Annotated in this window: 10 protein-coding genes and 1 tRNA gene; 9 read left to right on the top strand and 2 right to left on the bottom strand. The window is 61.5% G+C overall.

The window, feature by feature from the left end:
• Nucleotides 1–3 precede the first annotated feature (3 nt).
• Complete coding sequence (locus tag BLR66_RS03925) at nt 4–1,122, top strand: acyl-CoA dehydrogenase family protein (RefSeq protein WP_093280303.1); 1,119 nt, start codon at nt 4–6, stop codon at nt 1,120–1,122.
• Between the two features lie 177 nt (nt 1,123–1,299).
• Here the strand turns inward: BLR66_RS03925 and BLR66_RS03920 are convergent, their stop codons facing one another.
• Nucleotides 1,300–4,188, bottom strand: coding sequence for an EAL domain-containing protein (locus BLR66_RS03920; protein WP_093280302.1), 2,889 nt, complete (start codon nt 4,186–4,188; stop codon nt 1,300–1,302).
• A gap of 493 nt (nt 4,189–4,681) precedes the next feature.
• On the opposite strand from BLR66_RS03920, the gene BLR66_RS03915 reads away from it, so the two are divergent.
• The 3 genes from BLR66_RS03915 (at nt 4,682) to BLR66_RS03905 (ending at nt 8,275) form a co-directional block, all read left to right on the top strand.
• Nucleotides 4,682–6,304, top strand: a complete 1,623-nt coding sequence (locus BLR66_RS03915) for an FMN-binding glutamate synthase family protein (RefSeq protein ID WP_093280301.1) — start codon at nt 4,682–4,684, stop codon at nt 6,302–6,304.
• Between the two features lie 88 nt (nt 6,305–6,392).
• A tRNA-Val gene (locus tag BLR66_RS03910) sits at nt 6,393–6,467 on the top strand.
• Nucleotides 6,468–6,685: 218 nt separating this feature from the next.
• Nucleotides 6,686–8,275: a winged helix-turn-helix domain-containing protein gene (locus tag BLR66_RS03905; protein ID WP_093280300.1), complete on the top strand. Its 1,590-nt coding sequence runs from the start codon at nt 6,686–6,688 to the stop codon at nt 8,273–8,275.
• Here BLR66_RS03905 and BLR66_RS03900 read toward each other — a convergent pair.
• Nucleotides 8,250–9,380: a serine hydrolase domain-containing protein gene (locus BLR66_RS03900; protein ID WP_093280299.1), complete on the bottom strand. Its 1,131-nt coding sequence runs from the start codon at nt 9,378–9,380 to the stop codon at nt 8,250–8,252. The genes BLR66_RS03905 and BLR66_RS03900 overlap by 26 nt on opposite strands.
• Nucleotides 9,381–9,907: 527 nt before the next feature.
• On the opposite strand from BLR66_RS03900, the gene BLR66_RS03895 reads away from it, so the two are divergent.
• The 5 genes from BLR66_RS03895 to BLR66_RS19135 all read left to right on the top strand — a co-directional run bounded on the left by BLR66_RS03895 (nt 9,908) and on the right by BLR66_RS19135 (nt 14,663).
• Nucleotides 9,908–12,310, top strand: a complete 2,403-nt coding sequence (locus BLR66_RS03895; RefSeq protein ID WP_093280298.1) for a S41 family peptidase — start codon at nt 9,908–9,910, stop codon at nt 12,308–12,310.
• A 250-nt stretch (nt 12,311–12,560) separates the two neighbouring features.
• Nucleotides 12,561–12,935, top strand: coding sequence for a hypothetical protein (locus BLR66_RS03890; protein WP_093280297.1), 375 nt, complete (start codon nt 12,561–12,563; stop codon nt 12,933–12,935).
• 75 nt (nt 12,936–13,010) lie between these two features.
• A complete protein-coding gene (locus tag BLR66_RS03885; RefSeq protein WP_093280296.1) occupies nt 13,011–13,340 on the top strand; it encodes a hypothetical protein in 330 nt (109 codons plus the stop codon).
• Nucleotides 13,341–13,504: 164 nt separating this feature from the next.
• On the top strand, nt 13,505–13,942 hold the full coding sequence (locus tag BLR66_RS19140) for a hypothetical protein (RefSeq protein WP_176943749.1): 438 nt from the start codon (nt 13,505–13,507) through the stop codon (nt 13,940–13,942).
• 493 nt (nt 13,943–14,435) lie between these two features.
• Nucleotides 14,436–14,663: an XAC0095 family protein gene (locus tag BLR66_RS19135; RefSeq protein WP_093280295.1), complete on the top strand. Its 228-nt coding sequence runs from the start codon at nt 14,436–14,438 to the stop codon at nt 14,661–14,663.
• Nucleotides 14,664–14,675 lie beyond the last annotated feature (12 nt).

Genomic DNA, 14,675 nt, shown 5'->3' with positions numbered 1-14,675 from the left:
AATATGGATTTCTCCTTCAACGACGAACAGCAGATGCTGCTGGACACCACGCGCCGCTTCATCGCCGAGCGTTACGGTTTCGAACACCGTAACCAGGTGCGCGCCTCGGCCGACGGCTGGTCGCGCGAGGTGTGGGCGCAACTGGCCGAGCTCGGCCTGCTGGCCATCAACATTCCCGAGCAAGAGGGCGGCATCGGCGCCGGGCCGGTCGGCACTCTGCTGGTCGGCAACGCGATAGGCGAGAGCATGCTGCTGGAGCCGTTCTGGTCCAGCGCGGTGGTGGCGACCCATGCCATCGTCGCTCTTGGCTCGGCCGGACAGAAATCGAAGTGGCTGCCCGCCATGGCCGGCGGCGAAACCATCGCGGTGCTGGCGCACGATGAAGCGTCCACGCGCTTCGATGCGATGAATGTCGAAACCCGTGCGATACCCCGCGGCGGCGGCTGGGAGCTGAGCGGCCGCAAATCCGCGGTCTACCATGCGCCGGCGGCCAACCTGCTGTTGGTATCGGCACGGGTCGGCGACGAGTGGGGAGTGTTCGCGGTTCCCGCCGATGCTGCAGGCGTCGGCCTGTCGCCCTACGCCACGGTCGACGAGCAGCGCGCTGCCGATCTGGTTTTCGAAAAGGTGGTGTTGGCCGCCGATGCGCGTCTGGGCGGCGATGCGCGCCAAGCCCTGCAAGCGACCCTGGATTACGGCTTGGCCGCTTTGTGCGCCGAAGCTTTCGGCGCGATGGACCGCATTCTGGCCGCCACCCTTTCCTACAGCCGTTCGCGCGTGCAGTTCGGCGCGCCCATCGGCAGTTTCCAGGCGCTGCAGCACCGCATGGCTGAAATGCTGATGCACCTGGAGCAGGCGCGCTCGATGTCGTACCTGGCGGCTTCGCGCTGCACTGACCCCGATCCGATCGCACGCGGCGCCGCGCTGTCGGCGGCCAAGGCGTTGATGGGGCAGGCGGCCCGCTATATCGGACAGCAAGCGGTGCAACTGCACGGCGGCATGGGCATGACCGACGAACTGGACGTGAGCCATTATTTCAAACGCCTGCTGGCGTTCGAACTGCGCTGCGGCACCACCGATCAGCATCTTGAGAACTGCCGGAAGCAGTTGCGCGCCGCTTAGAAACGCACGGCTTAGAAAAAGGCGTAAAAGAAATCCGTTCGTGGTGAGCCTGTCGAACCACGCTCTATGCGCTGCGCGTCAGTGTTCGATATGGCCGCTTTCCACGCGAAAAGCGTGGTTCGACAGGCTCACCACGAACGGTTTCAAAAAAATGCGAAATCCATTTTTCTCTAGTCGTTAACCCATTTCTTTCTGAAGCGAGCGGATCACCACGTCCAGCGGCTCGGGCCTGGCGATGAAATACCCCTGCAGATGCTCGCAACCGTTCTGCTTGAGCCACAGGTACTGTTCCTGGTTTTCCACTCCCTCTGCTATGACCGACAGCCCCAGGGTATGGGCCAGGGTCAAGAGCGCACGGCATATCGCTGCGCTGCCGGGATTGGAATGGACGTCGGCCACGAAGGACTGGTCGATCTTGAGAAAGTCGAGTGGAAGATGCTTGAGGTAGGACAGACTGGAGAAACCCGTGCCGAAATCGTCGATCGAAGTGCGCACGCCCGCGGCCTGCAGGCGGCGCATCGCCTCTATCGCCCGTTCGGGTTCGCTCATGATGATGCTTTCGGTCAACTCGACGTGCAGCGCGCCGCGGCGAATCCCGTGTTCCGAAATTGCAGAGGAAACGGAGCGGTAGAAATCGGTGTCGAGGAACTGTTGGGCCGAGACGTTCACCGCTATGGGAATGTGGCCGAATCCGGCAAGTTCCAGCAGCCTGTGGCTCGAGGCCGCCCGGTCCAGTACGTATTGGCCAAGTTGATTGATCAAACCGTAGCTTTCGGCCAGCGGAATGAATTCGGAGGGAGGAATGAAGGTCCCGTCCGGTTGCGGCCAGCGCACCAGCGCTTCCAAGGCACTGGCCTTGAGGCTTTCGGTATCGGCGATGGTCTGGAAATGCAGTACCAGCTCGCCGGCATTGATGGCCTGCCTTATGCGCAGGACCAGTTCCTGCTGCTCTATCGCAGCGACGCTCATTGCCGGGATGTAGGGCGCTGAGAGGACTTTCCTGGCTTGGGCCACATGGGCGGCCAGGGCGGCGTTCCTCACGATCTCCGCGGCGTCGCCTCCGTCCGCGGGAAATTCGGCGGAACCCACCCATGCCTCCAGGTGGTGGATACGGCCCTGCGATTCGATCGGCTGCAGGATGGCGTCGGTCAGCGCTTCGTTGACCGCTTGTGCCGAGTCGCCATGCCGTACGGCCAGCACGAAGGTATCGGAGGGAAGGTGGGCCGCCAGATCCTCCTCGCCGATGAGCGCCGTGAGCCGGTGGCTTATCGCCCGCAACAGCGCGTCGCTCGACGCCCGGCCTTGCGTATCGGCGACAAGGTCCAGTCCTTTTATCTGGAGGTACGCCAGGCTGAACGGAAGTCCGTCGCCCACGTCCGGCTCCAATCGCTTGGTCAGCTCATCGATATTGAGCAAGCCGGTGGTCAGGTCCCGGGACGCGCGGAAGGCGAGTTGCTGTTCGTATTCGATGCTGGCGCTGATGTCCTCGGCCAGGATGAGCCGCGCCGGCTTTCCGCCGAACTCCAGATTCGCGGTATGGATATTGACTTCGAACAGCGATCCATCCTTGCGTTGGTGGGTCCATACCTGCGGAAGATGGAATCCCTCGCGGCCCGCCGACACGTCGGCCAGAAGTTTGTCTTTGTCTTCGTCGGGCCGTATGTCGAGTATCGACATGCCCAGGAACTCGTCCCGCGAATAGCCGTACTGCGCCACCGCTGCGGAATTGACTTCAAGGAATTTCAGCGTCGCAGCGTCGAACACCCAGAACGGCAACGGGTTCTCGTTGAATATCAGCCTGAATTGCCGCTCCGCATCGGTGATCCGTTTCTGGGCCTCCACGCGCGGAGTCACGTCGGCTATCGTTCCGGTTATCTTCAATCGCGAATCATGGTCGCGAACGGATGCGCCTTGCAGTGAAATCCACTTGACGGTGCCGTCCTTGGCGACTATCCGGTATTCGGTTTCGAACTTTTCGTGCGCAAGCAGCGCGTTCGCTATGACGGCCGCCAGCGCTGCTCGGTCGTCGGGGTGCACCAGCGCATAGAAGTCTTCGGGCGAAGCCGAAGAGTGCCCGGCGGAGATGCCGAGCATCTGGTTCACGTTGTCCGACCACTGCAGGCGCTTGGAGTCTTTCCACATCATCCAAGTGCCCACGCCTCCCACTTGCTGGGCCATGCTGAGGTTGGAGGCGCCTTCCTGGATTTCGGCCAGCAGTTTTTCTTGTGCGGCGCCGGTTTTCTTCAGGACCACCAGCAGGTAGACATAAACCATCAGGTACGCCAGATAGACCGCAACGGCGGTCCCCAGCAGCAGATGCCACGGCTTCAGGACATCGCCGGCCGCGATGCCAGCGGTAAGGCGAATCGAATACTCCGGCAGGTCGGAAGTCGCGACGAGGCGGGGCACGCCATCGATTTCGCTGACCTGCGGAACGTTCGGCTGAGCAGACGCACGCGGTTTGGGGAAAGTCTTTCCGACCAGCCGCACCGCTTCGGGGTTGTGGGCCAGCAAAGTACCTTCCCGGTCGATGATGGCGACGGTACCGTTCTTGCCCGTGTCCAGACCGGCGACGATGCGGCGCAGTTCGTAGATTCTGAAACGCGCCAGTACATATCCCTTTCCTTTCAGCGGCACCGCTATCGGCAGCAGCCAGCGGCCGCGGGGCGACTTGTATAGATGGCCGATCCGCAATGCGCTTCCCGGGCCAGGCGTGCGGTCTGCGATCCAGCGCGGCAGAGTGGGATCCCCTTGACCGCCGATCATCGCGTTGCCTTGAGGGTCGACCAGGACGATGCCTTCCAACTCGCGTTGCCTGCTGGCCACGCCTGCGATGTTTTCCAATAGCAGGCTCGGGTCCGCGCCTGCCTTGCCGTTCGACAGCAGTTCGGCGTCGCCGGCTACGCCCAGCAGCGCCCGTTCCAGGTTCCGGAATTCGTAGGTCAGCAGGCGTGCCGCGCCGGCGGCGAGCGCGGAACTTTGTCTCTGCGCGCCCTCCAGCCTCACTGTGCGGTCGTTGGCCACCACATAAGCCAGTCCAAGCGCCAGCAGCAACGCCAGCATCATTCCTGAGATCGCAAAAACGCGGGTGGAATTGGTGGGACTCGTTCGTCCGTTGTCGGAGTTCCTGCTCTCTTCCAATTGGTCGCCCCCAAGCCGAACAAAGGTCGCAATGCATCGTAAAAAAAACGATCGCTTCGTTTCCTATCACCGGTAGCATGCCCTAATCGTCGCTGCACCGGTGTCAGAACGGCGTTCACACCGCGCTCGTTCATCCGTTTTCGAAGCGATGAACATGGACTCCCATCACGGTTTAGGGCGAAAATCGGTAGCGCCGGCATTCGGCATGCAACGGATGGGGGCGGGAACCAGGAATGTTTTCGGCAAACGAGTGGACTGCGCGATCGGATGCGGGGCCGGCGCTAAAAATACCGCCTGGACACGCTGGCGGCCTTCGCCGCTCGCCAGTGCGGGCCCGCTGGAATAGAGTTGTCGCCGTGAGCCGCTTTCGCTGGCAACCAAGCGCAAGCAAACGTTTCAACAGTACGCGGGGAGCGCGATGAGTCGGTATCTGGCCTATGGATCGAGCATCGCGCTGGCTTTGCTGTGTTTGTCGTTTGCATTGCATTCGCCCACTTGGTGGTGGGGCGCGGCCGGGTTCGGCGCGCTGGCGTTGCTGGGCACCTGGGACGTTCTGCAGAAGCGCAGCACGCTGCGGCGCAACTATCCGCTGCTGGCGCATTTCCGCTATGGGCTGGAATCGGTGGGCCCGGAGATGCGCCAGTATTTCATCGAAGGCGACACCGCCGAGGTGCCGTTCTCGCGCCAGCAGCGTGCGCTGGTGTACCAGCGTTCCAAGGGCGTGATGGACGTGGTGCCGTTCGGCAGCCAGCAAGGCGTGTACAGCGTCGATTACGAGTGGCTCAACCATTCGATGGCGCCGGTGGAAATCCCTTCCCACGATTTCCGCATCGTCATCGGCGGCGAATCCGCGCAGCCGTACAGCGCCAGTGTGTTCAATATCTCGGCGATGAGTTTCGGCGCGTTGTCGGCCAACGCCATCCGCGCGCTCAACGAGGGCGCCAAGCGCGGGCATTTCTATCACGACACCGGGGAAGGTTCGATTTCGCCTTATCACCGGGAACCCGGCGGCGATCTGGTCTGGGAAATCGGCTCGGGCTATTTCGGCTGCCGCGCCGACGACGGGACTTTCAGCGAGGAGCGCTTCGTCGCCAACGCGCGCGCGCCGCAGGTGAAGATGATCGAGGTCAAGCTGTCGCAGGGGGCCAAGCCCGGCCACGGCGGGGTGCTGCCGGCGGCCAAGGTCAGCGCGGAGATTTCGGCCACGCGCGGGGTGCCGATGGGGGTGGACTGCGTGTCGCCGGCCAGGCATTCGGCGTTCTCCACGCCGCAGGGTCTGCTGGAATTCGTGGCGCGGCTGCGCGAGCTGTCGGGCGGCAAGCCTGCCGGGTTCAAGCTGGCTATCGGCCACCCTTGGGAGTGGTTCGGTATCGCAAAGGCCATGCAGGAAACCGGATTGCTGCCGGACTACATAGTGGTGGACGGGGCCGAGGGCGGCACGGGCGCGGCGCCGGCGGAGTTCATCGACCATGTGGGCGTGCCCATGCACGAGGCGCTGATGCTGGTGCACAACACGCTGGTGGGCCTGGGCCTGCGCGACCGGATCCGCATCGGTGCGGCGGGGCGCATCACCAGTGCGTTCGATCTGGCGCGGACCATGGCGATGGGGGCGGACTGGTGCAATTCGGCACGGGGTTTCATGTTCGCGCTGGGCTGCATCCAGTCGCAGAGTTGCCATAACGACAAGTGCCCGACGGGGGTGGCGACGCAGAATCCGAACCGCTGGCGGCATCTGGACGTGGCGGACAAGGCGATCCGGGTGCAGCAGTACCAGGCCAATACGCTGAAGGCGTTGCGGGATCTGCTGGGGGCGGCGGGGCTGGAGCATCCGGAGCAGTTGGGGCCGGAGCACATCCTGCGGCGCATTTCGCCGGTGGAGATCCGGTCGCTTGCGGCGTTGTACAACTTCCTGGAGCCGGGGGAGCTGCTGAGCAAGGTGCCGGAGCACGCGGTTTTCCGGGATTTCTGGGCCGACGCCCGCAGCGATTCGTTCGCGCCGCCGGCCCGGGTCAGTGGGCTGTGGGCTTCGAAGTCGCGCTAGGGCGGGGGCTTGCCGGGCAGGGGCAGGGGGTTTGTTTGACCAAAAGGGCGGCGACCTTTAACATCTGCGGCCCGATTCGCACCCATTCGGGCGGTTAGCTCAGCGGTAGAGCATTGCCTTCACACGGCAAGGGTCGCAGGTTCGAACCCTGCACCGCCCACCAGTGTTACCAAAGCCGAAGGCCGCTCTTGAGCGGCCTTCGGCTTTTTTGGTTCAAGGCATTCGAGTTACCCGCCTCCGTCCCCTACAAGTTCCCGGTTTCGTCCTGTTTCCTGCCGCGAACACGCGCGCCTCGATCAAGACCTAGCGGCCCGTACCGATCGGACTTGCGCGTGCCGCGCGTGCTGCGCACACTCGGGCGATGTTTCGCCGAGTCGTCGCATGTCGAACGCCACGCCCACCCTTTTTCGTCTCGACGATCTGATCATCGATCTCACGCGGCAACGCGTGACGCGCGCGGACGTCGTGCTCGATGTCGCTGGCTTGAGTTTTCAATTGCTCGCCTGTTTGCTGCGGCGGGGCGTGGACGTGGTGCCCTTCGACACCCTGATCGCCGAGGTGTGGGCGCCGGCCGTGGTCAACGAGGAGACCGTGACCCAGCGTGTGAAGCTGTTGCGTCAGGCGCTCGGCGATGACGGCCGGCAGCCGCGTTACGTGCGCTCGGTGCGTGGCCGCGGGTATCAGTTGTGCGCGATGCCCGAGGCGCTCGCGGACGCGGTCGCGGCGCCGTCACCGCCACATCGATCGCGGGCCTGGTTGGCCTTGCCGGTCGTGCTCGCGCTCACGCTCGCCGTGGTGGTGGTGGCGATGGGCGGCCGCGATCCGACGCCGCCAGCGTCGGCGCGCGACGAGACGCTGGAACGCGCGCGGCACTATTTCGCCATGGGCCAGCGCGACAACAACGAACGCGCCGTGGCCTTGTACGAGCAGGCCTTGCAGGCGCGACCGCTGTCGCGCGAGGCGCGTCTGGGTCTGAGTTACGCCTTGAGCGCGCGCGTGTGTCTGTACGATTTTCCCTGGGAACAGGCCGACCGCGCCCGACAACTCGCCGAGACCCTGATCGCCGAAGACGGCAACGACGGTTCCGCGCATTCCGCGCGCGGCTATGCCTTCGATTGCCTGGGACACATCGACGATGCCATCGCCAGCTACGCGCGCGCGATCGCGCTCGATCCCTCCGCGCGTGAAGACAGCGTCGCCTCGCTGGCCTATCTGCTCGGCGTCAAGGGCCGACTGGCCGAGGCCTTGCGCCTGAATCTGTCGGTGCTCGATCACCGTGAGCGCCTGCGCCATCTCGACAATCAGATCGCGCGCGATATGGAACTGCTCGGCTTCAACGCCGAGGCCGAGCAATGGTACGCGCGCAGCTTTCGCCTGCAGCCCGACAATGTCTTCGCCAACGTCGCCTATCCGACGTTTCTGTTCCGGCAAGGCCGCTTCAGCGAGGCCGAACGCGCCGCCGACCAGGCGCTCGCGCGCCCGCATCACCCCGAGTTGCAGGTGCTGCTGGCGCAATTGGCCCTGCTGCGCGGGAATAGCGCGCGTGCCGCGGACTTTTTCGCGCAGGCCGAGCAGGCGCGCCCGCATCTGGGGCGCATGCGCACCTTGCGCCTGCTGCACGGCGAGCGGCCTGCCACGTCCGCGCAGATCGCGGCGCGCATCGCCGAGTTCAACGCGCCGACGACGCTGAACAATCAATGGCCCGATACGTTTCTGGAGCTGAGCTGGCTGGAATGCGCGCGCGGCGACACCGCCGCCGCGCTCGCCGCGCTCGATCGCGCGGTCGCGGCGGGCATGCTCGATCGCGCGTTCCTGCTCACCTCGCCCTTGTTCGCCTGCGTGCGCGAGGCACCGGGCTTCGCCGCCGCGCTCGACCGCATCGGCGCGCGCGTCGGCGAGGAACGCGCTCAGGTGCTGGCCGCGCCCTGGCTGCCGGCGGATCTGCTCACGGTGAAGCCTTTACCGCCTTGATCAGATATTCGCGCAAGATCTTCTGCGATTGCGGATGCGCGTAGCCCTGGTTGTAGGCCTCGCTGGTGATCACGGCCACGAGGTTCTGCTCGGGCACGATCAGCACGTAGTTGCCGCCATTGCCGGCCATCGCCCAGGCCCAGTGACTGGGCTTGCCCTCGGTCGTACCCATACGCCAGAACAGGTAGCCGTATTCCGTGTTCTCGCGCGGCACGGCGCGCGGGGTCAGCGCGGCGTCGAGGTAGCGCGTGGAGATGATCTGCTTGCCCTGCCAGCGGCCGCGCGCACGCACCATCTCGGCCAGCTTGAGCAGATCGCGCGAGCGATAGCGCGTGCCGCCGCCGCCCATGGTCACGCCGCCCGAGGCGAGGTTCCAGCGCACCTGCGTAATGCCCAAGGGCGCTTCCAGCACTTCGTGGGCGAAGGCCGACAGCGACTTGCCGGTGGCGCGTTCGACCACGGCGCCAAGGACCAGGGTGCCCGCGGTGCAATAGGAAAAGCTGCGGCCGTAGGGCGCATCGGCGGGCAAGGTATCCCAGGGCGCGTAACCGCGCATGGGTAGATCGAGCGCGAACTGCAGCCAGTCCTCGGCGACGTACATGCGCTCCTCGTTGCCCGAGGAGAACTGATTGTCATCGTTGCATTCCCACGACGCGCTCATGGTCAGCAAGTCCTCGAGGGTGAAGGCGAGCTTGCGCGCATCGGGGTGCGCCCAGCGGCGGTCCTTGAAGTAGCCGAAGACCTTGGCGTCGACGCCCGGGATCAGGCCGCGATCGATGGCCGCGCCGGTCAGCAGCGAGGTCAGGCTTTTGCTCGCCGAGCGGATGTCGTTGAGACGCTCGCGTTCGCCGCCGTTGAAGTAGGCCTCGTGGATGAGCTTGCCATCGCGGGCGACCAGGATGCTGGTGATTTTCTTGAAGGTCTGGTCCTCGATGCGCGCCGACAGTTCGGCGAGCCGGGCCGCGTCGACGCCAACCTCGGCGGGCGCGGCGACGGTCCAGCCGTCGTCGAGCGCCTCGGGGCGGCCGGCGGGCGCAGCCGCGAGGGCGCTGGTCGCGGTGAGGAAGGCCAACAGGCCGGCGAGGGTGGCAAGGGAACGTCGCATCGTGATGTCCGGTGGGAAGGGACGGCCAGCTCAGCGCCGACACGAATGAAGTGTCGGAAGTTCGAATGAAGAATTCTGAAGGGCTTGGCGATCAACGGCTTAGCGCCGTGCGTGGCGAGCCATGCGCGAGGCGCTCGCATGCGTCCGCGGGCGCTGGACCGCGATGCCGTGGCATCGTGCGTCGTCGCCCGAGCGGCGAATGGCTCGAACCAGGGATCATTGACGCCCGTCGCCGACGCCCCACATAGTTGGCACTCGCCACATGTCCCTACACTGATGCAGGCCCGCGGGGTGGGCTAGCCCACCGTTATTTCTCATCTCCCTTGGTGGCGCCTGAAGGGTGTGCAAGGCTGGGAGGATCCCGTAGGGCCTGCTCCGTACCTGATGCGGGGCAGGAGAGGGCGCGCGAGCGTTTCGCATCAAAGATGCGATCGGTATTGCTGCATTAGGTTCATCTTGCGTTCTGTTCGCGGAATGCGAACAGAATGTTCGCAATTAACACCTATGCAGCTTTGTTAAGAGTATAGATGCTGGATGATTGGCGACACCAATCATGGAGTTCGATCGTGCTTGAATTGGCTGATGCAGAAGTTGGAGTTATTTCAGCAAGCATGATCTCAATTGAAGGATCCAGGCATGTTGAGCTGAATCCGGAGCGACGCCGCCGATGGGGTGGCGTCTGTAAAATTGCTGCTTCTATTCTCTTTGCGATGCTGCCGTTGATCGCCGGTATTGGTTTGGCGGAACCTTCTTTGCAGCCGATCAGCATGGACTTCGATGCGGATCCGGCTGGAGCACCGCCAAGCGAATGGAAAAAGGATGCAATGGCACCCGATTCCGACGTCAGTTTTACGACGGTGGAGGACCACTCGGAGCAAGGCGGAAAAAGTGCTTTGCTCACCGTTGACGGAAGCTCTCAAAATCCGGTTGGAGCGGCTTCACGTAGTTTCGATTCGACGAGCTACCGAGGGAGATGGCTACGTTATCGGGCTGCTGTGAAGACCGACGCCCCGGTCTCTACGAAAATCGGTCTGTGGTTTCGAGCCAATGACCTCCAGAAAAACGTTCTCGTCTTTGACAACATGAGCGATCGCCCGATCAGATCCTCCGATTGGGGCTTCTACGACATTGTCTTCAAGATCCCGGAGACCGCAGAAAAACTCACAGTTGGGGTGCTCTCGAGCGGCAAAGGCAAGGTGTGGGTCGATTCCGCCACCCTGACGGTCCTGCAGCCGGAAGAGGCGGGTTACGATCCGCCGCGGCCGCTTACCCCTCGCGGGCTGGGCAACATCGAGAGCTTCGCCAAGCTATTCGGATATATCAGATTTTTCTATCCAGGGAATGACGTGGAAAGCTCTTCCTGGGATGATCTTGCCATTGCGGGCGTAGGTGCCGTGGAAGATGCGCGAAGCGCCACTGAGCTTGCTGACCGCTTACAGAAGGTGTTCGCTACGGTCGCTCCCGCCGTCCGCGTATACCAAACGGATCGACCTTTGCCGGCCGAGCGCCCCGCACCTGATCCGGTGGGAGCCAAGCGCATTGCTTGGCGTCACTATGGCGTCAAATTGGATAGGAGCGGCCGAATTCCCTTGTACAAGAGCGAACGAGTCTACTTGAGCGCTGGCGATGAGCGGAAACCGCTGAACATTGATCTTGGTGGCGGTGTTTCGGCGCTTGTTCCGATGAGTGCCATTGAGGGCGCGTCGGGACTCCTGGATCCTGAGTACAAAGTAGGCCCGAACACGTTGGACAAGCCGCCTGGTTTCCGACCTTCTGGAGCGGACAGGACCACGCGAATCGCAGACATCGTGCTGGCATGGACCGTATTCGAGCACTTTTACCCCTACTTCGATGCTGTAAAGGTCGATTGGCCTTCCCAACTCAGGACGGCATTGGCGCGTGCGGCTACCGATCACGATGACGATGAGTTCGAAACTACTTTGTCGCTGCTGGTAGCTGCACTCAACGATGGTCATGGTTATGTCGCTAGCGTGTACAAGCCGGCCTTCAATGTGTCAATCCGCTGGGAATGGATCAGCGGTCAACTGGTGGTTACCGGAATCACTGAAACTTTGCGGAAAAGCATTGCCCCGGGCGACATTGTCGCGAAGATCGATGGGCGCCCTGTGGGTGAGCTTATTCGCGAGATCGAGCCGCTCGTTTCGTCGTCCACTACGCAATGGCGGGATACCGAAACTCTTAGGAGATTGGCAACAAGAAAAGATGCCAAGCCCGTGCTTCTTCAGGTTCGGCACGCGGATGGCCGAGTTTCCGATATAGCCGTTGAGCCCGCGACTACAGCAACGGCGCTGACTCAAAGTTCACAACATCCCCCGACGGAAGAAGTTGGATCTGGAGTTTGGTACGTGGACTTGAGCAGGATTACGTCCGCAATTATCAACGAACACATTGCTGATTGGTCAAACGCAAAAGCCGTCATAATCGATGTCAGGGAATATCCGGCACCCGATGCTATTTCTGTCTTGGCTCATCTGTCGCCAACCGCCATTCGCACGGATCTGTTCGAGGTGCCGATTTTTACGGCGCCGGAACGCCGCGATGTCGTTTATGACGGTTCAGGCTCATGGAAGTTAGAACCGGTCTCTCCAATCTTCAAGGGAAAGTTGGTTTTTCTGTGCGGCGGAGGAACTATCAGTCAAGGGGAAACGATCATGGGTATGGTCGAAGGAAACAAGCTTGGTGAAATTGTCGGGGGGCCGACCGCGGGAACGAACGGCAACATAAATAGCTTCCAATTGCCTGGCGGATATGCGGTCATCTGGACCGGCATGCGAGTCCGGAAGCTGGATGGATCGCGTTTCCAAGGCATAGGGGTTTTACCAACGGTGCGCGCAGAACGTTCGATTGAGGGCGTCCGCGCTGGCCGGGATGAGGTGCTGGAGGCAGGGCTTAAAATCGCGGCCCTTTAGGATACGGGGTCGTTGTCTGGGTTGGTTTTATCAACCCAGATCGTAGGGTGGACTTCAGCCAGCGTAGCCCGGGTAAGCGAAGCGCACCCGGGGCGCTTCACTGTAGCTCTACGTTCCCCGGGTGCGGCCTTTGGCCTTACCCGGGCTACTTGCTTATGTGCAGCAGTTCCGTAGGCTTGTCCTCAATGAGGTCTGAGAATTCACCCATCCCGAACCCTCCCGGGCTGGCTCAATTCAGGCGGTGAGTGTCATGTTGATTCATTCGTTGATCAAGACTGCAACTGAAAGTGAGCTGAGATACATTGCATCCTTGGATTATGACCAAAACTCAGAGCGCCACCTGGATGCGTTACGGTCATTGATATTCGAGCAGGGTGGAGACTTGCAAGAGGACCAATACTGGTATCCGCATGAGGTCATCGCCCTCGGATCCCATCAGTTGAATGATGGACACGAACGCGAGTTCTTCTTTTGCACGATGCTGCTTCTGCAAGCTATAGCAAACGGCTACGATACGTCCGTGGACCTGGGCGATAAGCTCAGTGATCGAGCTAAAGACTATGACCGACTCCCAGCTGCTCTCAGAGATGAGGTGATTCGTGCTTATGAATCCGTCGTCGCTTAACAATTAATTCAAGCAGAGCCCGTAGGGTGGGCTTTACCCTTTGCGGGTAGGCCTAACGCAGGCGTTAGAAGACATATGGACACCGTCACTGCAATCACTGGTTTGGCTTGCTTTCTGGCCATCTGTATTGGTGGAATCGTTGTCATTTTTCGCCCGCGACTCTATCGCGCCGCAATATGGGTTCTTGTCATCTCGGCCCTGTTTTCGCTGTTCGTTGTCGCAGGTCCCACGAAGAGGGCTGCGGTAACAATCTTTGAGCATAACGGCGGCACATACACGAACGAAATGGCCAAGCTATATATCGCCTACATCTCAGTGAACTTTATGTTCTATGCCGTGATCGCCGCATGCGTGATTGTGTTGGGACTAATCGCGTTAAGGCTTTCATATTCAAGAGGGCCGTAGGCTGGGTTGGCTTTAATCATTCCAGCGTCTTTGGAGGGTCATGCGCTTTGCTGGGTTGATAAAGCCAACCCAGCCTACGTGCTCACTGGATTCGTTGAGTTCTGGTTATCATCGGCTTCAGTTCCGATCCGTGGCGGGTCGGCTTAATTCAGGCGTTAGGTCCCATGACAGAGACAGAAAACCTTGACCGTCTGCCAACTAGACTAGAGCGCTGGATAGGTGCCGTAGCTAGTCTGCTTATATTTCTGTTCCTCGGGACAATTGTTGCGTTAGGAACTTACCTAATCCTTCAACGCTCCGAGCATATTCCCATCGCAGTGATTGCAGTTCTGTCCGCACTTTCCATGTTGGCGCTTTGGGCAGCCTTCATGTTTGTAAGAATTGTTCGAGGTGTTCCAAGGAAGCCTAGTCCAGTCGCGCAGATCATAGTCGGCTTACTTGCAGCTGCGTATGGAATCGCCTACTTAGGGGCGTTAATTGCAGGCTTGGTATCGCCGAGTCCAAGAAACTATCTATCAGCCATGGTTGCCGGCGTAATTTTGATCTCAGGCGTGGCTTGGACGCGCCACGCCTGGAAGAGTTACAAGGCACGTGAAGCCTAGTAACGTGCGTAAGGCGGGTTAAGACCGCTTGATGCTTTGGCATCTGTATCACTTACGGAAGGCGGGTTAAAACCCGCCCTACAAAAATGGGTGCGTAGGGCGGGTTTTAACCCGCCTTCCGTGGCCAGCGATAACGGCTGATACGGTGAAAACGAGCCGACAGCCACTAAGGGAGTAGGCCGCATCGGTCTTCTTTGGGTAAAGCTGTATTTCGATACAAATGTGAGTTGACACAACGGCCCCGCCTTTGCAAACTCGCTTCTAAGGAGCGTTGAAACTCCGACACACAGCGGTGCCCACCTCCGTCAATCTGGTGGGTTTTTTGTGCCCGTGTCTTGGGCGCAACCGGCGCAACGTTCCGCGTCGGGAGGGCGGCTAATACAACACCCGCAAGGGAAATACGCCCGCCGACTGTGTGCGGTTTCAAACCTCCCGACACCTTGCGCGCGCCTGCGCGCAAGGCATTCCATCGCGAACAAGAAAGGAGACCGTCATGCGCCAAGGAACGCCATGCGAGCCCGGCTATTTCCTGCCGGAAGAAGCCCACCAGCAACTGCAATCCCTCAGCCACTACCTGCACCTGCTGGCCGAACTCAGCCAACCCGAACACACCAACCCCGACGCCCTCATCCTGCCCCGCGCCGGCCTGGCCCACTGCTTCACCCAACTGGCCGAAGCCGCCGACCAGATCGTCGTCGCGACCACCTTCCGGCCGGGGTAAGGCCCGTAGGCT

It is taken from the genome of Pseudoxanthomonas sp. CF125 (assembly GCF_900104085.1).
GTDB lineage: Bacteria > Pseudomonadota > Gammaproteobacteria > Xanthomonadales > Xanthomonadaceae > Pseudoxanthomonas_A.
The sequence above is the reverse complement of the archived record's forward strand: the minus strand, read 5'-3'. Positions and strand labels throughout refer to the sequence as shown.

Bases quoted from the DNA above. Each gene is read 5' to 3' on its own strand.
- BLR66_RS19140 (WP_176943749.1), top strand. From the start codon at position 13,505: ATGACAGAGACAGAAAACCTTGACCGTCTGCCAACTAGACTAGAGCGC.
- BLR66_RS03905 (WP_093280300.1), top strand. From the start codon at position 6,686: ATGTCGAACGCCACGCCCACCCTTTTTCGTCTCGACGATCTGATCATC.
- BLR66_RS03900 (WP_093280299.1), bottom strand. From the start codon at position 9,380: ATGCGACGTTCCCTTGCCACCCTCGCCGGCCTGTTGGCCTTCCTCACC.
- BLR66_RS19135 (WP_093280295.1), top strand. From the start codon at position 14,436: ATGCGCCAAGGAACGCCATGCGAGCCCGGCTATTTCCTGCCGGAAGAA.
- BLR66_RS03925 (WP_093280303.1), top strand. From the start codon at position 4: ATGGATTTCTCCTTCAACGACGAACAGCAGATGCTGCTGGACACCACG.
- BLR66_RS03885 (WP_093280296.1), top strand. From the start codon at position 13,011: ATGGACACCGTCACTGCAATCACTGGTTTGGCTTGCTTTCTGGCCATC.
- BLR66_RS03920 (WP_093280302.1), bottom strand. From the start codon at position 4,188: ATGATGCTGGCGTTGCTGCTGGCGCTTGGACTGGCTTATGTGGTGGCC.
- BLR66_RS03915 (WP_093280301.1), top strand. From the start codon at position 4,682: ATGAGTCGGTATCTGGCCTATGGATCGAGCATCGCGCTGGCTTTGCTG.
- BLR66_RS03895 (WP_093280298.1), top strand. From the start codon at position 9,908: ATGCTGGATGATTGGCGACACCAATCATGGAGTTCGATCGTGCTTGAA.
- BLR66_RS03890 (WP_093280297.1), top strand. From the start codon at position 12,561: ATGTTGATTCATTCGTTGATCAAGACTGCAACTGAAAGTGAGCTGAGA.